We start from the raw sequence: 22368 nt of genomic DNA on the forward strand, positions 1-22368 counted from the left end.
CGCTTACATCGGAATGGGCGCTCCGTTCACTTCGGAACGACCACGCCGTTTATGTTGGAATGGGCACTCCGCTCATTTCGGAATGGCTACGCCGTTCGGCCGGAATTTGCAGAAACGGGCGGGTACTTGTCGTTCTCCACCCTCCAAAAGCTAAAAACTCATTGAATTTTTAGCTTTTGGAGGTAATACCGATGAAGATTACATACTTAGCAAATATGGAGCAGACTGACGGCAGCATGAGGTTGGAGCAGGTCTCTCAAGATCAGTGGAGGCAGATTGTCCAGAAAAACCCTGCGCTTTCCCCGGAAAAGCGCAGATACTTTATCACGGATTGTTTTCGAGATGTGGGAGTTTTGGACTGCATGGTAATCGAAACATCGCAGGAGGAGTACCGGCAATGGAACCGAGAAAGAATGGTAGCCAAGCGAAACCGCGAGTGCGGCAAGAAAGTCCAGATATTTCCCCTGGATGCCTATTTGAGGGATCAGCAGAGCGATCTTTCCTTCCAGGATGTCATGCTGACCGAGGGTAACGAAGAAGAAAAAATTCTGAATCGTCTCCATATAGAAGAACTTCAGAAAGCGTTGGCGGACTGGAGAATATGGGGGCCGTACCTTTTAGAGCTGTATTTAATGGGGGAAAAGAGAGACTGTGTTCCGGCACTTGTGTGGAAATACAAGGTTTCTCCCCAGACGGCGCGGAAATATAAGAGGCAGTTTGAAAATTTTTTAAAAAATTTTTTTGAAGGTGTTTCGTTTTAAGGCCATTTTGTGCAGTAGAGGAGTGGAAGGCGATTAAGCCTGTCTGCTCCTTGATAAATACCATCACAAGATGGTTATATCCGGCCAGCGAGAATACATTAGATGACAGGCCCCAAAAGGGAAAGCAGTGTCGGAGATGCGCCAGGACCCGCCTGTGGAGCAAAACTCCATAAAGAGACGGCCCAAGAAGGCGGCGAGCGCACATACATCTCCGGCGGGCAGCTTTGGCAAGCTGCTGTGCCATGACCCTGTCAGACCAACAATGATACTTCCGTCCAGTCCCAGCCCCTTTATGGGATCACGCAAGGAGGGCGGCCGACAGAGATCCTGCCGGGGGTAAAAGACCCATGAAGCGGTGCCAACCGCTGTTCCCGCTGCCGCCCGTGTCCGGGGAAGTAGTGTCGAGTACGGACAAGCATGAGACAGCTTTATGTCTTGATATCAGAATCCATGGGGGCCGTTCCAAGCGGCAAGATTTCCTGAAATCACATGAGCCCAACGGACGGCCCCTATGCTTGTGATATTAAGACACAAATTGAGTTCAAATCTACAACCAGTCAGCGATTTTATATGCGGGGGTGATGGAAATGCAGTAGCTATTTTTGCCACAGCGTGGTATGCTGTGTACTTACCAAAGCAGAAAGGAGATGAACCGCGATGAAACAGAACCCTACAAGAAAATGTGAAACAGGTGTCCAGTTTAGGCCCGCTTCCATTGAGGAGGCGGGCCTTTTCTATTCCCAGGTGGAAGAGGAACGAGACCTTCAGGCTGGCACGGTGGGCCATGTGCGGATGGACTTCGGGCATGGTGGCAGGGAATTCTGGCATACCTGGTGGCCTCATAACGAGGATCGGTTCAATACGCCGGAATTCAAGGCAGAGCTGCAGGAGATCGTGGATGCACTTCGTGCGGAAGGCCCGCTGAAAAACCTCTCCTCCATGAGCTCCTACTGCTATAAAAACGGAGGGATCATTACCGCGGATGGCCGAAATTATGGGTATATTGCAGAAACAGAACATTATTGCTACTGCCTGCGCTGCAATCCCACCCTGGGGGACTATCAAGGGTACCTCTACTGCTATGACAAGCGACAGCAGGAAATGGCCCAAGAGAACAAGATAGTAGGGCGGGTGACCTATGCGGATGGGACGAAGCAGGAATTTACAGACACTCAGGAGTATCTCCAGGCCATAAAAGAGGAACTTTCCTTCCGCAATACGACCGGATTCAGGTACGAGACCCTGACAGATGATCCGCAGGTCCGGAAGGCGGTGGATGACATCATCTTGAATTATGCGGGAGAAGAGAATCCCAAAAGAGTATGTAACTATGGGCTTACCGAGAAAGGAATGCAAGCCCTCCGAGATGTGGCGGACCCGTCCCTCCCCCATTCCTATGCGTGGTTTGTAATGACTGATTGTAACACCCCGCAGGAGCAGCTCCACCGTAATCTGACCCTGGACGAAGCGGTCGAGCTCTATCAGAACAGCGACTATCCCGAGAAACGTCTTGGTGTCACCAAGGATGACTTCGCAACAGTCGACTTTGTCCGAATGGTGGACGGAGAGCAGACATTTTTCGAGGACTATCAGAAGCTGGAGAGCTTCAAGAACGATCCAATGATTTTCGAGGCAGTAGAACAACTCCATCAGGAGTTGGAGGATATGTCCCAAGACCAGGGCATGACCATGTAGGAGGTGCAACATGCAAGTACAAAAAGAATGGCTGGACTTTCTCCGGGAGCAATATCCCAAGGGGTCTCGCATTCGATTGACGGAAATGAAAGACGATCCCTACGCACTGTCCCCTGGCAGTATGGGGACTCTGGAACATATCGATGACGCAGGCCAATTCCATGTGAAGTGGGATAACGGGAGCGGCCTCGCCCTCATCATCGGCGAGGACCGGTTTCAGGTCCAGCTTCCAGAACCTCAGACGCTGAAGTTCTATATGCCTCTCACCGCTCAACTTTACGGTCGTGACAGCTGGGGAGATCTGGAGGAGTACGGCAACGATTTGAATGGCCGTGATCTGCGAGACTATCAGTCGTGTATTCACGAGGCGCTTCTAGAAAACCAGGTGCCGGAAGAAAAAAGCCGCGGCCTTATGCGCTGGTATGACAAACAGGATGGGGTGAATGAAAAAGTTCAGTCCATCGTGTTTGACGCAGAAAGCCGCAATGGGCAGCTGTGGTGCGTAGCGGAGTGCAAGGTAGTGGGTGAACTTCTGCCGGAGGAAAAAGAGGCCCTGGCTGATTTCATTTCAGGTCAAGCGTCGGACGGTTGGGGCGAGGGATTTGAGCAGCGGGCCATCGACTTGGAAGAGGGGGAACTTTATGTGAGTCTCTGGAACTCCAGCAACTGGACAATCCAGACAGAGGAAGAAAAGTTCTCCCCCGATTCTCTCACCCACCTGCCGGATCTATGCTGGTCTGTGCTTCCCGGAGAAGGAACCCTTATCTGCATCAAAAAAGGTGAGAGCGGCTACTACCCCAGCGACTGGAGTACCGGAGACAGGAACCAGAACCGCTACCTGGCGGACTATAACAACCAGCGTCGGGGCATTACACCGGCTCAGGAACAGGCGATGCTCACTGGCAGCATGTGCGGTTGGGATGTGCCTGGTGCGGATCCCAGGTGGTATGAAGAACATCAGAACCAGGAGATGGGAGGAATGACGCTTGAATAAAGGATTCACCGCATATGTAAGTCCTTTGGAAATGGACAGTGCAGCTCACCGGTTGGTAGAACTGCCTATGGAACAGGAAAAACTGGATGCACTTCAACTGGAACTGAACACCGGCGCCTCCCTCTATACCGAAGTATCGGACTTCTGTGGGCGGGAATACTCGCAGTCCCGTTGTGGGCCGCAGATGGAGGTGATGAGTTCATGAAACACCGCCTTGCCCCTTTTCTGGAGGGGATGAAGATGGGCAAATCGGAACATGATTGGCTGGAACAACGGTTGGAAAGCATGACAGCAAAGGAAGAACTGCTTTTCCGAGGTGCCATGCAGATTGAATCACCAAGGGATATTCAGACGACCATCCAAATTCTTCAGGGATTGGATCACTACCAACTCCTCTATGGAGCAGAGGACGATGTGCTACTGGGACGATTCGTCATGGAACATATTCACACCCCCACGCATGCGGCACGGGGCTACCTTGACCCGGAAATAGTTGGGGCAGCCTATCGGGAGAAAGGTTTGGGTAGTTTTGTAGAGAACCACTATGTAGAGCGGCTGAACCCTGATCGTCCCTTGCCGGAGGTAAATCCCAATGTGCCGCTGCCCATCACTGGGGAGTATGCAATTCGGGTCAAACTGGTAAGCAGGAACAATATGGAGGGTGTCTGGATCGGATTCCCCGACACAGGCGAATACATGGATACCGCCCACCCGGATGAGCTGCTTCTGGGGCTGGATGCCTTGCAAGCAGAAACACTGGATCAGTGTATGGCGGTGGATGTGGATTGCGCGCTACCTCAGATCACCGACATTCTCAATCAATATGACTCCGCAGGAGAATTGGTTCGACACGCCATAGACTTCGGTTATGTTTGGGCGGAACAGGGCCAGGGGGAACCCCACTGGTTGGAAAAATGGCAGTGTGTCATGGAATTGGAAGACTGTCACCATCTGGATTTGGCATTGGATCTTGCTCAAAATCTCCATTGCTATGAATTCATCCCACGGGGGGTTGATCTTGCACAGTATGGCATGGACCTGGCCCGAAAGGAGGGTGTACTTGGCCAGGATCCACTGCTCAACCGGTGCTTTGATTCGGTGGCCTACGCCCAGCATCACATGGCAAAATATGGCCTGTCCACAACAGACCATGGCTATGCAGCCAGGAATGAGCAAAAGATCATTTACGAATACAGCCAGCCTGAGCAGGAACCGGAGATGACAATGTAATCATTTATGATGAGAAGAAGGGGCCGTTTTTCCGAAAGGGACAAAACGACCCCTTCTTTTTTATGCCCTTTTTCGGGAAATGTCCCGGGAAAGGAGGCGTTTTATGCAGCAAAAACGAGAAGACCCGTTATGGACCGATCTGCACACACGCTGCCGAGGGAAAGCCAGCCGGGCCGATGGGAGGTGATCAATATTGCTAGACCGTTTATCCCCTGGGTAGGAGGAAAGGAAAAGCTGATTCCATATATTGTTCAGCTTTTTCCGCCAGAGATCAAAACCTACGTAGAGCTGTTTGGCGGCGGCGGCTCCATGCTGCTGGGTATGCAGCCCAAAGCCAGCCGCCTGGACATCTACAACGACTTGGACAGTGATCTTTCCAATCTGTTTCTCTGCGTGCGAGACCGTCTTGTCGAGCTGATGGCGGAGCTGAAATTTTTGCCCATCCACTCCCGCACGGTATTTGAGCTGTTTCAGCATTTCCTGGCCCATGAAGAAATTCAGTGGGAGCTTTATCATCGGCATCTCCAGTTGGAGCAGGAGTTGCTGGAAAATCCAGAGTATTTTACCGAAGAGCAGGCGGAAGAACTGCGTCCCATTCTTAACAAGCGAGCCGAGATGTTTGATGTTCAAAGAGCGGCCATGTTTTACAAATGCATTCGGGGGAGCTTCAGCGGCACGGTAACCTCCTTTGGCCAGCGCAGCCTGCCCATCGTGCGGTTTCTGTATCTCATGGAGCAGGCAAGCAAACGTCTTCAGAAGGTGGTCATCGAGAACAAAAGTGCGACCCAACTCATGACCGAAAAGAACGATGAGAGCACTCTTTTTTACGGAGACCCCCCGTACTTCAAAGCGGAAAAACTGTACCGTATGCGGTTCCGGCGCAAGCTCCACGTGCGGCTGTGGCAGAAAGCCTGTGCCTGCCGTGGGTATGTGGTGCTCTCCTATAATGACTGCCCGTTTATCCGGAAGCTCTACCGGGATTTTTACATTCTGGCATTCAAACGCAGCAATTCTCTCGCCCATAAAAAGGGCGCAAAGTACGGAGAACTGATCATCACCAACTATGATCCAAGGCCCTACCTGCATAAACAACTCGGCCTGTTTGACTCGGAACCGACACAGATGGGCGGTCTGATTCTGATCAACATACCACAAAAAATTAGGAGGTAACGGAACATGAAATTTATTTTGTATCGAGATCCCAGCAATAAAAGTCAGAAAATTCCCTATGCGGCGATGCAGACCGCGGGGCTGGCCAGTGCCGAGAAGCTGGTGCTTTATACGCCTGGTGGGTGCATCCTGCTGTGCCGGGACAAAGTGTCCCCGCGAAAGGCGATGGAGACCATCGCACATCTCAACGAGGCAGCGGATTTTCTTATGGAGCAGATGGTGGATGCCAGCAAGGAGGCAGCCAGCACGCTGGAGGAAACTCACGATTGTTTGGATGAACTGGATGAGGTTGTTCTGAATGATTTGCTGGCCAATGGCGCAGACCCGGACGGACTGCGGCTGCTGCTGTTGCAAGAGGATGAAGAACAAGAAGGCATGCCCCAGACGGCATTCAGATGTTAGAAAGGAGAGAAGCTATGAACGTGACCTATTATACCGTGGATGATCTTCGACTGGGATATGATCCCAAGGGTGTGACCGGATGGCGCTTGTCTCATTTCCTGTCTTTGGATGACGCACTGACCCATTACATGAGTCTGCCGGCCACGCAGGAGAAATCCATGGGAATGACGGATGGTGTTCATGAGCTGGAGATTGCCCGGTGTGTTTCGCTCTTCGAATATGACAGAGAAGGGGAAGATATCCTGGCCTCGGACTATAAGCAATTTCCGCTTTGGGCTGATGTAGATGAGGCAAAAGCCGCAGCGCAGACCTGTACCACTGCTCTGCGGCTCAGGTATATGCTTCGGCCTGACGCGATTGTGCCGATTCCTAAGTCGGACAACCTGTCGTCCCGGTTAAAGGATAAATACCTCTGGCTGGATATGAGTCGGGAGATCGATTCCGCAATCAGGCTGGTTTACAACGCCGGTACCGGGTGGATTCCTCTGAAAGAATGGAGATGCCGCGCTTCGAAGCATCCGCTGATTCTCAAGATAAAGGCGGATGGGCTGACGGAGGGCGGCGCTTTTGTTTCTCTGGAAGTGGAGCCCTGGGAATATGACCTGTTGGTTCGCCGCACGCTGGAACGGCTTAACCAAAATACATCAAAATCAGGAGGAGAAACGAAATGAAGAGAAAACGAGTATTGACCCTTTGTGTGTTGGCACTGACACTGACAATGGTGCTGTGCCCTGCGGCACTGGCCGCAGATCTGGGAAGTGCGGCTGCTGCGGCCCAGGTATGTTACCCCACTTCTATCAGCCGCAGCGAGGACGGCACAGAGCTGACAAAGATCTACGACCTGGGGCAGGAGGATGACCCGGCGGGGATCCCCCGCTCTGATTTTGAGCAGGATGGATTCCACTATACCCTGACCGACCTGCTCAAGCAGGAGATCCCCGAGAACGAGAGCCGGCAGCATACCGAAACGGTCTCCTTACCCAGCAAAAATAAGGATATGGAGTCTGTGCTGGCTCTGCTGCCGGCGGAAAAGGAATTTGTCACGGATGACGGCCTGACCGGAATCCTGAGTCTGGACCTGTCTACTGTCCGGGTTGAAGTGGCCGGTTACGGCAGTTCCACCAAGGAGGTGTCTGCCACCAGGTCCTATCCCAATCTGGCAGGCCAGGATACCCAGTACATCCCCAAGACCATCGAAGAGGATGGCCGAACCCTGACGCTTCAAACGGTTAATTGGCAGATAGACAATACCGCAAACATGGATGGATATGCTGTAGGCGACCGTTTTACCGCGGTTGCCACCTATACCGGCACGGCAACCAGCAGCTATGTGAAAGGATATACGGTGACTGCGAACTATACCGGAACCGTCAGCCGCATTGCGCTCAACAAGGTGCGCTATGTGGCGATTTTCGAAGGAACACCTCTGGAGCCGGTTTTGTCGGTGGTGGATGAAGATACTGCTCCCGCTCAGTTTAATTGGCTGGCCATCGCTATTCCCGTTGGGTTTGTGGCCCTGGTGGGAGCAGGAACCGGTGTGGCACTGTTTATGAAGCGACGCCATGAAAATTCAGAGGAGGAGAGCAAATGAAAAGAGTCATTACCACCTGTCTGACACTGTGCTTGTCCATGGCGCTGGCACTGCCCGCCAGCGCATTAGAGTACAGGATTGAAGCCCCCGGAGACCCCGACTACGGCACGCCCACCTCCATCGAGGTGGTTCACACGGCAGATGGCGGAGCCATGAAGAATGAGGATGTGAGCAAAAATGCTGTCCTCATCCCGCCTTCCTTTGGCAGTCCCAGCGCAGATACCCTGGGGACTGGTACCTATCTCACCCCAAATTTGGCCCCCGGCAGCATGGCAGTTGGCACCATCTCCGGCGGTAATATGCCCATCGTATTCCCGCCCGCGTCTAGTGAAAACACAGGCAATACCAGCTCCGGAAGTTCTGGAGGATCCAGTACCTCCGGCGGTTATACCTATGTAACCGATGACCTCTACTACTCCGGCGGATATCTGGGAACACTGAAGATTCCTGCCATCGGCCTGAGCGTGAAGATTTATCAGGGCACGGGGAGTGGCCCCCTGTCCAAGGGGGCTGGCCATTTCACGGACACCAGCATTTGGGATGGCATTGTTGCCCTGGCTGGCCACAACCGGGGCGTCAACAACCATTTCGGAAAAATTCATACGCTGGAGATCGGGGATCAGATCACCCTGACCACCAAGCTGGGTACCCGCACCTATGAAGTCACCTCGGTCAGTAAAGTCAGCGAAACGGACCGCAGCGCCATGACGCCTACTGGTGAGAATCGGATCGTACTGTATACCTGTGTGATAAATCAGAGTGCCTACCGCTGGTGTGTTCAGGCGGTTGCCGCGTAACATAAATTGTTCCTAATGCCATGGCGGTCTCCCAACGGAGGCTGCCTGATTTTTTGGAGGTGCTTATGAAAAAACGAATGTTATCCATGTTTCTGGCCCTGCTGACGATCTGCGGACTGATTCCAACCACCGCTTTCGCGGCCCCTACCCTGGATGAAGCCATGGCCGAGGTAGACATCTACTCCAAGGATAAGGACATCGTCTACCTGACCTCCAACGGCAAGGTCCAGAACCAGAAATACATCTACTACAATTACACCAGCGTCATCACAGGAGAAGCCAAGGAGATCCCGGCCTACTGTGTGGACCCCCGGCTCTATGGCGTACCGGAGACGGTATCTGAGGGAACGCCCATCAAGTATAGCTCCAACGAGACGGTGAGCGACCCGAAGGTATGCGGGATCATCGCCAACGGCTATCCCCACTGGTCTCTGGCACAGCTGGGACTTCAAAGTGTAGAGGAGGCCTACTACGCCACCAAGACCGCTCTCTGGTGCTACATCCTCAGCGGCAGCTGGTCCATCAACCGCCTGGGGATCAACCCCGCCCTCTCTGGGGCGGATCGGGAGGCTGCAGAGCGGGTGCTGGAGGCAACAAAGCAGATCTACACCCGGGGCATGGCCTGGGATAAGCTGGTCTCACCCAAGCTGATCGCCACGGCGGACAGATCCACCGCCTATCCGGCCACCATTGGCGGAGAGGACTATCTCCAGCAGATCTTTACCATTACCTCGGAGACCTGGCCCTATGAGACGGTAAAACTCTCCCTATCCGGAGAAGTACCCAGCGGGACAAAGATCGTTGACATGAATAACCGGGAGATCGACCGGGTGACGGTGGACACCGGAGGCCCTGACGGCTATCAGGAGAAAATCAAGATTTTATATCCGGCCAGCTCTGTGGAGGGTCAGAGCGGCAATGTGAAGCTGGACATGGAGACGGTGGTGTCCAACTATGCCATCTATTACGCCGTCTCCCTGGAAAAGGACAAGTACGGCAACATTCAGGACTATATGCTGGATACCGATCCCCAGATCGCCATGGAGGGCTCCGCCATCAGCAGCTTCTCTTCTGACCCAACCGCTCCCGGCGATCCCGAGGAGCCTGAGTCTGGGAAGACGGTTCTGAAGATCGTGAAGCTGGAAGCAGGAACGGAAACTCCCCTGGAGGGCGCCGCTTTCAAGGTGACCAACCCGGACGGCTCCACGCTGGGACACTTCTCCACCGGAGCTGACGGGACCGTGTCCATCCCGGTCACCCTTACCGGCCATTATACCGTCGAGGAGACGGTGCCGCCGGAATGGCACCTTCTGGACGAGGAATCCACCAAGCATGTTCAGGTGGTACATGGGAAAACCAGTATCGTGACCTTTGCCAACGAACCCTACGGGAATCTGCGGGTGGAAAAGTACAGTAATACCGGTGAGCCTCTGGAGGGGGTTACCATTCAGATCAAGCATATCCAGTCTGGCGCTACCCAGTCCGGTCAGACCAGTCAGGCTGGCGTGGTTGAGTTTACCGACCTCAAGCCCGGTGGCTACGAAGTCCGGGAGACTGCCGGTATCCCCGGCTGGATCGCGGAGACGGACACCGTTCAGACCGTATCTGTGACCACCGGGGAAACTTCCACGGTGACCTTTACCAACAAGGAATTGCCAGGCCTGCGCATTGTGAAGTATGACCGCACCACTTTGAAGGCAATGCCCGATGTGAGCTTTGAGATCTGGAAGGATGGAGAACTGCTGGGTACCTATCAGACTGACGCTCTGGGTGAGATCGTTCTGGTAGATCAGCAGCCCGGCACCTATCTGGTGAAGGAAGTTGCCAGTGATGACGAGCACATCGTGGATACCACGCCCCAGCAGGTGGAGCTCCACGCTGGGGACGGGATCAAGCAGCTGGTTTTCTTCAACGACCGAAAACCGGGTATTCATCTCATCAAAGTGGACTCTGCCGACCTGAGCAAACCCATTGCCAACGCCAAGTTTGAAATCAAGGCAGTGGACGGAAGCTTTGGCCCTGAAGAATTTATTACGGATGAGAACGGGGAAATCGACCTCTCCAAGCTGCCTGTGGGTGCTTATGTAGTGACGGAACTGGAATGCCCCGGTTATATCATCGATCAGAGTCAGCGGATTATTCAGCTTGACCCGAATGAGGATGCCCAGTTTGTCTTTACCAATACCATCAAACCGTCCATCCAGATTGTAAAACTGAGTTCAGACGGCTCTCGATTGTCCGGGGTTACCTTCCGAATTGCAAAGATTGAGGATGGCAGTCACTATCTGGACCGCACCACCAACGCCCAGGGCGAGATTCTCATTTCCGATTTGGAGCCTGGGGTCTATTCGGTAAAGGAAACCGCCACGACCGCGGATCACATTCTGGATCTTAGAGAGTACCATGTGGAGCTGTTTCCCGGCAAGACCAGTACCCTGGTCATGGAAAACCAGAAGCGGCCCAATCTGATCGTCTACAAGCATGATGCAGACACGGGCGAACCTGTGCCCAATACTGTTTTTCTGGTGGAGGCAGCGGACGGACACAGTGTGGATGAGATCAAGACCGACTCCAGCGGTAAGGCGGAGCTGAAGAATCTGTTGCCCGGCGTCTATGAGATTACTGAGAAATCGGTCCCCGCCCCTTACCTCAAGGACGCCCCCAGCCAGCTGGTGACTCTCTATCCCAACCGTGACCATACCGTCTACTTTGAGAATCACAAGAAGCCCAACCTGACGGTCCATAAGGTGGACAGCGTTACGGGTGAGCGCATCGAGGGGGCAAAGTTCCAGGTGTGGTACGCCTCAAACAGTACCGCTTCGGGGGAGCTCAACGACCTGGGGTTCTTCTACTCGGACGAGAACGGCCAGTTTACCATTGACGCCATCCGGGACGGCTGGTACAAGGTGACGGAGCTGGAACCCGCGGCGGGCTACGCCATCAAAGATCCGGATACCCAGGAGGTCTACATTAAAGGCGGCGAGTCCAAGGTGCTGACCTTTGAAAATACGCCCCTCAGCGCCCTGGTGGTGTGGAAGTATGATTCCGTCACCGGCGAGACGGTGGAGGGCGCTGTGTTCCAGGTGAAGTATCTGGGCGGTACCTCCGGCAGCGGCGGAACGGTCATCGGGACTTATCAAACCGGTGTAAACGGCTGTTTCACCGTCACCGGCCTGGAGGCGGGCACCTACATCGTGGAGGAGCTGGCCAGCGACAGCGGCCATGTGATCGACACAGCACCGCAGACCGCCTATATTTCCGGCAAGGAGCAGGATGTGGTCCAGCTCTACTTTGGCAACAGCCCTAAGGGAGCACTTCTGGTGAAAAAGGTAGACGCTGCCAACGGTAAGCCCATCGGCGATGTGGAGTTTATGGTGACCACCAGCGACGGCACGGTGGTAGGCGACGCTAATGGCAAATTTGTCACGGACAGTACCGGTACATTCCTGGTGGAAGGTATGGAACCAGGCACGACCTTGGTTGTCAAGGAAACGAGGGCTAAGGACGGCTACCTGCTGGATGATACGCCGCAGACCGCCAAAATCAAGGCCGGACAGACGGTCACCCTGGAGTTCCGGAATCAACCGAAGGGTAACCTTATCATCAATAAGCTGGATTCTGTCACCAAGGCTCCCCTGGAGGGCGTGGAGTTTGAGCTGACCTACTCGGACGGCTCCTATGTGGACGCTGAGGGCGGTACCATGTCCAGCAAGGGCCTTTATACCACTGACGCCAACGGCCAGATCATCCTGTCCGGGTTGACCGGCACCATCGTAGTGACGGAAACCAGGACCATCGAAGGCTACACCATCCACGAGGAGACCCGTACCCAGACGGTGGTGATCAACCCCAACGACACCCAGGAGTTGACATTCTACAACGACCCCGTGGGCGGCGTGGAGATCATCAAGGTGGACGAGGCGGACAAAAGGGAGCGGCTGGCCAACGCCACTTTTGAGATCCGCAAAATAGATGACGCACTGGTGGATACTGTGACCACCGACCGGAATGGCCGGGTGTTCTTGCCTCTGGAGGATGGGGCTTACTACGCCGTGGAAATTGAGGCCCCGGAGGGCTATAAGCTGGACGATACCCCCTATTACTTCCAGGTAAAGGACGGCAAGACCAGCAAGCTGACCATCACCAATCAGGCACGCTCCGGCATCCTGATTCATAAGACGGACAGCACCACCGGGGAAGGGATCTACGGGGTTACCTTCCTTCTCTATGACAGCGGCAACACCCCCATCGGCCAGTACACCAGTGATGACCGGGGCTATGTCTACATGGAAGATCTGGAGGCGGGCCGCTACTACCTGCGGGAGCTGGAGAATGAGGGGTACATCCCGGACACCCAGAAGAAAACGGCCTATGTGAAGCCCAGCGAGACTACCGAGGTGGAGTGGGAGAATATCCCCATCACCGGACAGATCCAGATCACAAAGACCTCGGCGGACTATAACTCCATAAACGGCTGGCCCGCCGGTACGCCCATTCCCAATACCGTCTTTGAGATCTACCACTATCGGACCGGCAAGCTGGTGGATACCATCAAGACGGACAAAAATGGTGTGGCGGTGTCCAAGCCTCTGCCTCTGGGCCGGTACAAGATCGTGGAATCCCAGGCGGCGGAGTTCTACGGTCTGGACAAGACCCCCATCGAGGTGGAGATTGAATTCGCCGGCCAGATCGTCAAGACGGCCATGACCAACAAGAGCCTCTATACCAATGTCAGCATTAAGAAAACAGGATATGTGGAGGTCATGCCTGGACAGCAGATTCGCTATGATTTTTCTGGCATCGGCAACAACTCCACCACCAGCCTGACCTCCTTCTACTGGCGGGACACCCTGCCTACCCAGGCGGTGCGGCTGGATCAGATCATCACCGGAACCTACAATGTGGCCGGAAATTATAAGGTTGTCTACCAGACGAACCTGAGTGGTGGGACCTGGCGCACTATGTATGATAACCTGAGCACCATGCAGAGCTACACCCTGGATGCCTCGCCCACCGCGCTTGGTTTGGCATCCAATGAGTATGTCACCCAGTTCATGGTGTCCTTCGGTGTGGTACCCGCTAACTTCCGGCAGGTGGAAGCGCCAAGGGTCTACTGCAATGTGGTACCCTGGCTCACTGGAGGAGCCCAGTTTGTCAACCAGGCAGACATTGGCGGCATCGTCGAGACAAGCTTCGTATCTCTCGCCCCGTCACTTGCGACGGGGCTTGATCACTCCGCTGCCTCTCCTCTCCCAAACCAGACGGGATCGTCTGGTTTGGGTTCCCAGAATGGCCAGTGGATCATGGCCACCAGCCGGTGGGTCACCAGGGTCTATAAGCCCTCTGAACCCCTTCCCAAAACCGGATATTAAATACGACACGGGGCCGTCCAACAAGGACGGCCCCAGCTTTATGGAGGTGTAATCGATGAAACAGGTAAAACGGTATCTGCGGCCTATGGTTATGCTCCTTCTGCTGATCTTGATTTGCGCGGTCCCCGCGTTTGCGGCGGACGGCGATGTGGCGGGAGCGGTGGAACAGACCTGGGAAGACGCCGCCGGACAGATCAAGACCGTAGTAGACAATGTGGTCTTTCCCGCCCTGAGCATGATTGTGGGAGTCGCCTTCTTCGTCAAGCTTACCTTGACCTATTTTGAATATCGCAAGCACGGACAGTTTGAGTGGACAGGGCCTGCCATCCTGTTTGTCTGCCTCATCTTCGTCCTCCTGGCGCCCAATTACATTTGGAGCATTGTGGGCATTTAAATGCAGAAAGCAAACCGTGAAATGAGGTGGTGATGGGCAATGTTTATTTGGGACTTTGTGGCCAATCCCATTATGGATGCCCTGTTGGACTGGTTTTATAGCCAGATCGTGGGCTTCCTGGGGGCCTTTTTTGCCCAGATGGGAAACATGGGGGTGGAGCTGTTTGAGCTGGAGTGGCTACAGATGGTGGTGTTGTTTTTCTCGCGCCTGGGCTGGGCCCTATATGGAGTGAGCCTGGTGGTGTCGGGATTTGAATGCGGTATTGAGTACGCCTCCGGACGGGGCGGAAACATTCCGCAGGCGGCAATGGACGCACTCAAAGGCTTTTTGGCGGTCAACCTGTTTACTACGGTTCCGCTGCGGCTGTATACGCTGGCGGTGAGCCTCCAGGGCACCTTTTCCGCTGGGATTACCGGGGCGGGGTCCGGGATTGGAGATCTTGGCGCGGCGATTCTGGAGAACATGGAATCCACTTCCTTGACAGAAATTGCCGCTTCAGGCCGTTGGGGGATCGGGACCAATCCCCTTATGCTGCTCTTTTGTATCATTCTGATGGCCTACGCTGTCATTAAGGTATTCTTCGCCAATCTCAAGCGTGGGGGAATCCTGCTTATTCAGATCTCCGTGGGCAGCCTCTATATGTTTTCCATTCCCAGAGGATATACAGATGGATTTGTCCAGTGGATGAAGCAGGTCATCGGTCTGTGCCTGACCGCCTTTCTCCAGGCCACCATTCTGGTGGCGGGGCTGATGGTGTTTCGTGAAAACGCGCTTCTTGGCCTGGGCCTTATGCTCTCGGCGGGAGAAGTACCCCGAATCGCCGGAACCTTTGGCCTGGATACCACCACCAGAGCCAACATCATGTCCGCGGTGTATACGGCCCAGGCAGCGGTGAACACCACCCGGACCATTGTAACGGCGGTAATCCGATAGCTTGTGGGTTCTGCTTGTCTTTGCGCCTTCTTTTTGTTGCCTTTTGTGAATGGCTTTTCCTTCTGCGTTCGGGTATGTTTGCTTTGCAATTACATAGACCAGCAGGAGGTGGAGCTATGAACGACTATATGAAAGCCCTGCACCAGCGGTTCTGCCGGGAGCCGGATTTCAGAGAAATGGAGGGAGACATTGAGAACACCCGCCAGAAGGTGCGGGACTGCCTGGACCGGAAACAGCGGCGGACCTTGATGCATCTGGTGGATACCCAAAATCTGCTGCGAGAAGAAACCTCTGTGGCCAGCTTTATGGCCGGGTTCAAGCTGGCCTGGGGAATTGCGCGAGAACTGGAAACAGATGGCCTATACTCCTTCGAGCAGGAGGAGGCGCAGCGTAGCGGCCGTCAGGATGAACTGGGAGAGGAGGCATAGGCATATGGAAGAACGGATGAAACATCTCTGCGCGCCCATCCCCGCATCACTCCATGCCAGGGTGCGGGAGGGGCAGGAGAGCTCCGGTAGGACTCTGGGCCAGTACATGACCTGGCTGCTGACACAATTCTATGAAAATGAGAGAGGAGTGAGCATGAGTATGACAGACAAACGGACGGTAGCCTTCCAGGTACCCACGGAGCTGTTCGAGCAGTTTAAGGCTTATCTGGAGAAACACAACATCAAGCAAAACGCCTTCTTCCTGGACTGTATCTAGCGGGCGCTGGCAGATGACACCCAGTCAGACGCCCACCAGTGAAGGAAAAAGCCCCCGCTGCGGTACAGCGGGGGCATACGCTTTGGATTATGACAAAGTTTCGGCGGGTTCTGTTTGGGGGACTTCTTTCAGGTGCACCAGCGCGCTTTCCACCTGGTGGCCGCGGATAGAGGTCACATGGATGGCAAGGCCGCAGGTTTCCACCTCCACCGTGTCGCCGTCCAGGGGGATGACGGCCAGGGCGCCGAACACCAGGCCGTTGAAGGTGTCAAATTTGTCGCAGGGCAGGGAGATTCCCAGAGCCTGGGCCACTTCGTCCAAGGGCGCTTCCCCCCGGATTTTCCAGGTGGAGGCGTCCAGCGCCTCTATGAGGGGGAGGGGCTGGCTGCACAGTCCCTCATCGCCCAGGTCGCCCACCAGTTGCTCCACCAAGTCGTTGATGGTGACGATGCCAGTCATGCCGCCGTATTCGTCCAGCACCACGGCCAGGAGATGGCGGCCGCCCTTCATGTTGCGAAACAGCACGTCGGCCTTCACGCTTTCCGGGACAAAGTAGACCGGCTCTACGGCCCGCTCCATGATCGAGGCCCGGCTTTGATCTTCCAGCCGGAAGTAGTCCTCCGCGTTGAGAATGCCCACCACATCGTCAGCGGATTTTCCGCACACCGGGTAGCGGGTGTGGCGGCTGTTATGAATGGTATTAGCCCACTCCTCCATGCTCTCTTCCAGCCACAAGATGGTGAGATCCGTGCGGTGAGTGGCAATCTCCCCCGCAGTCAGATCGTCAAACTCAAAGACATTCTGGATAAACTGCTTTTCCTCGTGGTCAATGGTGCCCTTTTGGGTTCCCACATCTACCATCATACGGATTTCTTCCTCGCTGACGGTCTCCTCCTCGGCGTTGGGGTCAATGCCCAGCAGGCGGAGGACGGCGTTGGTGGAAATGGTCAAAAACCATACGATGGGGGCAAAGAGCGTGGCGATGGTGGAAATGAGGCCGGAGATGCCCAGGGCCAGGGATTCCGCCTTGCGCATGGCCACCCGCTTGGGCACCAGCTCGCCGAAGATCAGGGTAAAGTAAGACAAAATCAGGGTAATGATGACTACCGCGATGGCGTCCAGGGTGGCGGCGGGGACCCCTACGCCCAGGCTGACCAGCCAGCTCACCAGGCCGTCGGAAAAGTTCTCCGCCGCAAAGGCGCTGCCCAAAAAGCCGGACAGGGTAATGGCAACCTGGATGGTGGCAAGAAACCGGGCCGGCTGGCTGGTCAAGCGGGCCAGGCGCAGGGCGCGCTTATCTCCTTCCGCGGCCAGCTGGGCCAGCTTGGCGTCGTTGATGGAAATGACCGCAATTTCCGCGCTGGCAAAGACGGCGTTCAGGGCAATCAAAAATACCTGCAATAAAATCATAAACCAAATAGACTGTTCCAATGTAAGCTCCTCCTTATGGATTCAAAACTGCAAAAAGACGCAAAAAGACACAGCCTGTCACGCTACTCACGCAGACGCAGGCTATGTCCACTCCAATGTTGTTTCTGTTTGCTGCGGCATAAGGGGGGCTGGGCGGGGGTGTTACTGTCACCGTCGTCCATACTAGCGATCACCTTCTCCTTTCTCCTCATATTGGCTCATATCTTACCAAAGGGAAGGAAAACCGTCAACCGAAAAGGCGCAAATTCGTATATAGATTGTGTTCAGATTTGGAATTCCGGTTGCGATTTTGCATGTTTGTAAACAGAACACAAGACTTGTTTCAGGAGGCGATGGAATGTTTATCTACCCGGAAAACTTAAAAGCAAAGCCCATGCTCTGGCTGTGGCAGCTGCGGGACATCGGGATCATCGGCGTGGCTTTTATTCTCTCTGTTCTGGCGCTGGTTCAGGGCCTGGGTATGGCCCCGCTGGTGATCACGGTGCTCTATGCATTCCTGGTCATCCAGATGGACGGCTCCAGTATATTGGATTTTCTGCTGCGCATGGCGAACTTCTTGTTCCTGCGGCAGCAATTTTACAAATGGGGGTTGGAGGAATGAATCGAAAACAGAAACAGATGTTAAAGCAGCGACAGACCACCCGTCAGCTCATGGGAATCCGGCGATTGACGCCCCACGGCGTGACGGTGGGCGGTGAGGAACTGGTTTTCTTTCTCATCGCGCCGGAAAACCTCTCTGTCCTATCCCTGGAGGCCATTGGCCAGCGGGTGCGGGCGTTCACCGCTCTGCTCAAGGCGAACCCGGACACGGAGCTGCTGGCCCTGGACTCCCAGGAGACCTTTCAGCAGAATCGGGAGTTTTACCGTATGCGGCTGGAGGAAGAAACCAATCCGGCCCTGCGGGAGCTGCTGCGGCAGGATTTAAGCCATCTGGACTCCGTTCAGTCCTCCGCTGCTACGGCGCGGGAATTTGTTCTTATTGAGCGGCTGGATGAAAAATCCGCGGCGGATGAAAGCGGCCTGCGGCAGAGGGAAAAAAGCCTCGCCGGCTTCGGAATCTCTCTGCGCCTGGCGGAGGAACCGGATGTGAAGCGGCTGCTGTCTGTCTACTACCGCCAGGAGATGTTGTCGGAAGAGGCTGAGAATGTGGATGGAGAAAGGGCGGTGACCCGGCATGGATAAGAAAAAGAAACCCAAAAAGAAAATTGAGGTTCCGGGCAGACCCAAGGAGTTCCTGGACCTGATCGCGCCGGCTGCGGTGAAGTTCAATACAGACCATTACATTTTGGGCGGAACCTACCGCACGGTCATGGCTCTGCGGACCTATCCGCCTGCCACGGAGGAGCTGGCCCTCCTGCGGCGGCTGGGGGAAATGGAGGGGGTTACCCTGCACCTGACGGCACGAACCGTCACAGCGGCAGAGGAGAATGCCATCCTCCACGCGGCTACCAACAAGAGCCGGATGGAGCAGAGCAATGTGAGCAACATGAAGCAGAGCGTCACCGCCGGAGCGAAGCTCCAGGATGTGGTCACCCTCATCCATAACCAGCGCCGGGAGCAGGAGCCCCTGGTCCATTGCTCCGTGTTCCTGGAGCTGACGGCGGGCAGCCTGGATCAGCTGCGCTCCATGCGCAGCGCCGTCAATGCCGTCCTCATTCGGGAGAAGCTGGCGGCCGACCCACTGCTCCTGCGCCAGCGGGAAGGCTTCCTGTCTGTCAATCCGGCGGGCCGAAACGCCTTCGGTTCCTTTGCCGAGCGTGTGCTTCCTGCCTCCAGCGCGGCTAATCTCTATCCCATCAGCTACTCCGGCAAAACGGACCCAAAAGGCTTTTTCATCGGCAGAGACAAGTACGGCACCAACATCATCCTGGACCTGGACCGGAGAGCGCCGGACAAGACCAACGGCAACGCCATCATCCTGGGAAACTCCGGGCAGGGCAAGAGCTACCTGCTGAAACTCCTGCTATGCAATGTGGCCCTGTCGGGGAAGTCGGTCCTCTCTCTGGACTCGGAGCATGAGATGGAGGAGCTGTGCGGAAAACTGGGCGGCTGCTTTTTGGATTTTCTCAGCGGCCAGTACCGCATTAACCTTTTGGAGCCCAGGCGCTGGGACGATGGAAGTGCTCCCAATGACCCGGAGGCGCCCGCAGCGTTTCACGGGACACTCCTGGCCCAGCACATCTCCTTCCTGCGGGATCTATTCCGTGTGTACAAGGATTTTGACACACCCCAAATTGATACGCTGGAACTGATGGTGGAGCGGCTCTACCACAAGTGGGGGATCAGCGAACAGACGGACTTCTCCAACCTTCGCCCAGCGGACTATCCTGTCCTGTCCGATCTCTACGACATTATAGAGGAGGCGTACCAAAATTATGAGCGCGAGGAGGATTTGAAACTCTATCCGCCGGAGATGCTGCGGGACCTTCTGCTGGGGCTTCATTCCATGTGCAAAGGCACCGACGCCCGGTTCTTCAACGGCCCCACAAATATCTCCTCCGGGCGCTTTCTGGTGTTCTGTATGAAGGGGCTTGATAATGTTGCCAAGAACCTGCGGGACACGCTGCTCTTTACTATCCTGTCCTATCTGTCCGATCAGCTGCTGACTGCCGGAAATACCGTGGCGGCTATCGACGAGCTGTACCTGTGGCTCAGCAATCCAACGGCGGTAACCTACATACGCAACTGCCTGAAGCGGGTGCGGAAGAAGGAGTCCTCGCTGATCCTGGCCTCTCAGAATCTGGAGGATTTCGACCAACCGGGAGTCCGGGAGCTGACACGCCCCCTGTTTGCCATTCCCACCCATCAGTTTCTGTTCAACCCAGGGTCTGTGGACGGGCGGTTCTATATGGATAACCTGCAGCTGGAACCCTTTGAGTACGAGCTGGTGTGCCAGGTCCGGCAGGGAAACTGCCTCTACAAATGCGGCAAGGAGCGTTACCTGCTCCGGGTCATCGCGCCCAGGCACAAGGCGGAACTGTTCGGAACGGCAGGTGGTCGCTGATGACGATCCCCGCTGCCGCGATCGCAAAAGCCGCCTCCGCCATCCTGTCCGACGAAAGGACGCGCAGGACTGCGGGATGGGTGCTGGCGGTCATCCTGTCTCCCGTCATTCTGCTGGCTGCTGTGCTCTGTTCCATTTTGGGTGGCTCAGCTGACCACAATAGCAGCATTCTGGAGCTGTGCTTCTATGGAGGTACACTACCGTCCGATTTGCCGGAGGAGTACAGGGTGTACATTGCTGATATGCAGGCAAGCTTTGGGCTGCTGGACGAGTACATCACAGAAATCAATTCCATGACAGAAGAGGGAGACAGCCTTGATTCCATAAGAGTCAAGGCGATTTTTTATGCTCTGTACTTCGGCACCGACTCGCCAAGCGGCAGGGCGCACCAACAGTTTGCGGACTGCTTTGTGACCTATGAGGAGCACACCCGGACCATAACCCAAACGGATGGCAGCGGCAATGAAGTGGAACGGGAAGAGATTTATACCGTGGCGATTCCCATCGCGGACATGAAAACGGTGTGGTCGAACATCCAAACCACCTTAGGTGTGACGGTCACGGAAGAACAGCGGAGCAACGCCGATAGCATCTATAATCTGATCCGCTACGGAGCGTTCACTGGTACAGACGGATGGATCCCCGGTGCGGAGGTGCCGTTCATTGGCGCGGACGGGTTCTGCTCACCGGTAGGTTCCGGCTGGGAGAGTCGAGTCACCTCTGAGTTTGGTTACCGCAGTGACCCATTTACCGGTCAATCCAGCGGGCACACCGGAATTGATATTGCTGTGCCTACGGGCACGCCGGTCCGTGCGGCACTGCCTGGAGTGGTTACCACTGCAACCTATAACGCCGGCGGCTATGGCTACTATGTGAAGATCGATCACGGCAACGGGATGGTGACCTTGTACGCCCACAATTCCAAGCTCTTGGTCAAGGCGGGCGATACCGTGGAGGCGGGGGACATGGTATCCCTGTCCGGTTCCACCGGCAGGTCTACCGGTCCCCATCTGCACTTTGAGGTGCGTGTCAACGGCCAGCGCGTCAACCCAAGATCCTATTTGCCCACAAACTGACAAGGAGGAATACACTATGAAAGAAAACGAGATGACGGTATTAAAAGTGGAGCCAGGCAAGCCCCCGGAGGAGGTTACCATCCCAAACACGCTGAAAGCCATGCAGGAGATGGTAGGGGGATACATTGAGGTGGTCTACCTGGATGACATCTGCCTGGTCTGCAATGAGGAGGGCAAGCTCATGGGGCTGGAGGGGAACCGCCGGGTCGGCGGGGACATCATTGCCGGTACATTTTTCCTGGCCGGCGACAACCGAGAAGGCGATTTCTGCTCCCTCACACAGGAGCAGCTGGAACGTTTCGGTCAGATGTTTGCTCAGCCGGAGTCGATTCAGCCTGGCGAGGTGGAGAAAACGATGTGTATTGAGTTCTTCTCGATGTAACAGGAGGACAGCATGGACAAGATCGAACTGAAGGTAACGATGGAGCCGGAACGCCTGGATGCGCTCCGGTATTTTTTATCGGAACAGGAAAAGAGCACCCCGGAAAAAGAACTCCAGCGTGGGCTGGATGAGCTGTATGAAAAATATGTGCCGGCGGACACCCGCGCCTATCTGGATCACAAGTGTAAGCCGTCTGCGGCGCGGCCGAAGCCCCGGCGTCCTGTTAAAAGCAGTGCGCCGACTGCGGCCGGACATGGACCGATGGAGGAAGCGCAAGCGCAGGATGAGCCGGCCCTGTGAGCGCCGGTCTCCCCTGAGTGCGCCCCTGTGCAGCCCTGTGTGCCCGGTTTCAGGGCGTGGACGGGTCACAGCCCCAAGGAGGCTTCGAGGGCTTGTTTGGGCCGCTTTTGCCGGAAATGCGGGGGCGGCGC

22 protein-coding genes are annotated in these 22368 nt (G+C 55.3%); 21 read left to right on the top strand and 1 reads right to left on the bottom strand.

Features of this window, described 5'->3' with window-relative positions; translation table 11 throughout:
* The first annotated feature begins 191 nt into the window (after positions 1 to 191).
* From ACTQ3R_RS06835 to ACTQ3R_RS06905, 15 genes are all read left to right on the top strand, one after another.
* Complete coding sequence (locus tag ACTQ3R_RS06835) at positions 192 to 761, top strand: hypothetical protein (protein WP_441778553.1); 570 nt, start codon at positions 192 to 194, stop codon at positions 759 to 761.
* Positions 762 to 1418: 657 nt separating this feature from the next.
* Positions 1419 to 2456 (top strand): hypothetical protein, encoded by a 1038-nt coding sequence (locus ACTQ3R_RS06840; RefSeq protein WP_441778552.1) that lies wholly within the window; start codon positions 1419 to 1421, stop codon positions 2454 to 2456.
* A 10-nt stretch (positions 2457 to 2466) separates the two neighbouring features.
* A complete protein-coding gene (locus ACTQ3R_RS06845; RefSeq protein ID WP_441778551.1) occupies positions 2467 to 3450 on the top strand; it encodes a DUF4314 domain-containing protein in 984 nt (327 codons plus the stop codon).
* Positions 3443 to 3655, top strand: coding sequence for a hypothetical protein (locus ACTQ3R_RS06850; RefSeq protein WP_441778550.1), 213 nt, complete (start codon positions 3443 to 3445; stop codon positions 3653 to 3655). The genes ACTQ3R_RS06845 and ACTQ3R_RS06850 overlap by 8 nt, the downstream gene beginning before the upstream one ends.
* Positions 3652 to 4680 (top strand): hypothetical protein, encoded by a 1029-nt coding sequence (locus ACTQ3R_RS06855; protein WP_441778549.1) that lies wholly within the window; start codon positions 3652 to 3654, stop codon positions 4678 to 4680. Before ACTQ3R_RS06850 ends, ACTQ3R_RS06855 begins: the two co-directional genes overlap by 4 nt.
* Positions 4681 to 4809: 129 nt before the next feature.
* Positions 4810 to 5850 carry a DNA adenine methylase gene (locus ACTQ3R_RS06860; RefSeq protein ID WP_441778548.1) on the top strand — a complete coding sequence of 347 codons (1041 nt, stop codon included), beginning with the start codon at positions 4810 to 4812 and terminating at the stop codon, positions 5848 to 5850.
* Positions 5851 to 5856: 6 nt separating this feature from the next.
* Complete coding sequence (locus tag ACTQ3R_RS06865) at positions 5857 to 6252, top strand: hypothetical protein (protein ID WP_441778547.1); 396 nt, start codon at positions 5857 to 5859, stop codon at positions 6250 to 6252.
* 14 nt (positions 6253 to 6266) lie between these two features.
* Positions 6267 to 6923 (top strand): hypothetical protein, encoded by a 657-nt coding sequence (locus tag ACTQ3R_RS06870; RefSeq protein WP_441778546.1) that lies wholly within the window; start codon positions 6267 to 6269, stop codon positions 6921 to 6923.
* Positions 6920 to 7843: a cell wall anchor protein gene (locus tag ACTQ3R_RS06875; RefSeq protein WP_441778545.1), complete on the top strand. Its 924-nt coding sequence runs from the start codon at positions 6920 to 6922 to the stop codon at positions 7841 to 7843. Before ACTQ3R_RS06870 ends, ACTQ3R_RS06875 begins: the two co-directional genes overlap by 4 nt.
* Positions 7840 to 8640 (top strand): class D sortase, encoded by an 801-nt coding sequence (locus ACTQ3R_RS06880; protein ID WP_441778544.1) that lies wholly within the window; start codon positions 7840 to 7842, stop codon positions 8638 to 8640. The genes ACTQ3R_RS06875 and ACTQ3R_RS06880 overlap by 4 nt, the downstream gene beginning before the upstream one ends.
* Positions 8641 to 8705: 65 nt before the next feature.
* Positions 8706 to 14012, top strand: coding sequence for a SpaA isopeptide-forming pilin-related protein (locus ACTQ3R_RS06885; protein WP_441778543.1), 5307 nt, complete (start codon positions 8706 to 8708; stop codon positions 14010 to 14012).
* Between the two features lie 55 nt (positions 14013 to 14067).
* Positions 14068 to 14406: a DUF3852 domain-containing protein gene (locus ACTQ3R_RS06890; protein WP_441778542.1), complete on the top strand. Its 339-nt coding sequence runs from the start codon at positions 14068 to 14070 to the stop codon at positions 14404 to 14406.
* A 39-nt stretch (positions 14407 to 14445) separates the two neighbouring features.
* The gene (locus ACTQ3R_RS06895) at positions 14446 to 15339 is read left to right on the top strand and encodes a conjugal transfer protein TrbL family protein (protein WP_441778541.1); all 894 of its coding nucleotides are present in this window, start codon (positions 14446 to 14448) and stop codon (positions 15337 to 15339) included.
* Positions 15340 to 15455: 116 nt separating this feature from the next.
* Entirely contained in the window at positions 15456 to 15767 is a 312-nt protein-coding gene (locus ACTQ3R_RS06900) for a hypothetical protein (RefSeq protein ID WP_441778540.1), read from the top strand.
* 4 nt (positions 15768 to 15771) lie between these two features.
* Positions 15772 to 16044 carry a hypothetical protein gene (locus ACTQ3R_RS06905; protein ID WP_441778539.1) on the top strand — a complete coding sequence of 91 codons (273 nt, stop codon included), beginning with the start codon at positions 15772 to 15774 and terminating at the stop codon, positions 16042 to 16044.
* A gap of 87 nt (positions 16045 to 16131) precedes the next feature.
* Here ACTQ3R_RS06905 and ACTQ3R_RS06910 read toward each other — a convergent pair whose 3' ends face one another.
* Positions 16132 to 17475: a hemolysin family protein gene (locus tag ACTQ3R_RS06910; protein ID WP_441778538.1), complete on the bottom strand. Its 1344-nt coding sequence runs from the start codon at positions 17473 to 17475 to the stop codon at positions 16132 to 16134.
* Positions 17476 to 17812: 337 nt separating this feature from the next.
* On the opposite strand from ACTQ3R_RS06910, the gene ACTQ3R_RS06915 reads away from it, so the two are divergent.
* Genes ACTQ3R_RS06915 through ACTQ3R_RS06940 form a run of 6 tightly spaced genes read left to right on the top strand, consistent with a single transcriptional unit; the run spans position 17813 to position 22237 of the window.
* The gene (locus tag ACTQ3R_RS06915; RefSeq protein ID WP_441778537.1) at positions 17813 to 18076 is read left to right on the top strand and encodes a hypothetical protein; all 264 of its coding nucleotides are present in this window, start codon (positions 17813 to 17815) and stop codon (positions 18074 to 18076) included.
* Positions 18073 to 18657: a hypothetical protein gene (locus ACTQ3R_RS06920; RefSeq protein WP_441778536.1), complete on the top strand. Its 585-nt coding sequence runs from the start codon at positions 18073 to 18075 to the stop codon at positions 18655 to 18657. Before ACTQ3R_RS06915 ends, ACTQ3R_RS06920 begins: the two co-directional genes overlap by 4 nt.
* Positions 18650 to 20479 carry a VirB4 family type IV secretion system protein gene (locus ACTQ3R_RS06925; protein WP_441778535.1) on the top strand — a complete coding sequence of 610 codons (1830 nt, stop codon included), beginning with the start codon at positions 18650 to 18652 and terminating at the stop codon, positions 20477 to 20479. Before ACTQ3R_RS06920 ends, ACTQ3R_RS06925 begins: the two co-directional genes overlap by 8 nt.
* A complete protein-coding gene (locus tag ACTQ3R_RS06930) occupies positions 20479 to 21555 on the top strand; it encodes a M23 family metallopeptidase (RefSeq protein ID WP_441778534.1) in 1077 nt (358 codons plus the stop codon). The genes ACTQ3R_RS06925 and ACTQ3R_RS06930 overlap by 1 nt, the downstream gene beginning before the upstream one ends.
* A gap of 16 nt (positions 21556 to 21571) precedes the next feature.
* Complete coding sequence (locus tag ACTQ3R_RS06935) at positions 21572 to 21937, top strand: DUF3846 domain-containing protein (RefSeq protein ID WP_441778533.1); 366 nt, start codon at positions 21572 to 21574, stop codon at positions 21935 to 21937.
* Positions 21938 to 21949: 12 nt separating this feature from the next.
* Entirely contained in the window at positions 21950 to 22237 is a 288-nt protein-coding gene (locus ACTQ3R_RS06940; RefSeq protein ID WP_441778532.1) for a DUF6103 family protein, read from the top strand.
* Positions 22238 to 22368: the final 131 nt, after the last annotated feature.

The organism is Lawsonibacter sp. LCP25S3_E2 (genome assembly GCF_052117285.1).
Classification (GTDB): domain Bacteria; phylum Bacillota; class Clostridia; order Oscillospirales; family Oscillospiraceae; genus Lawsonibacter.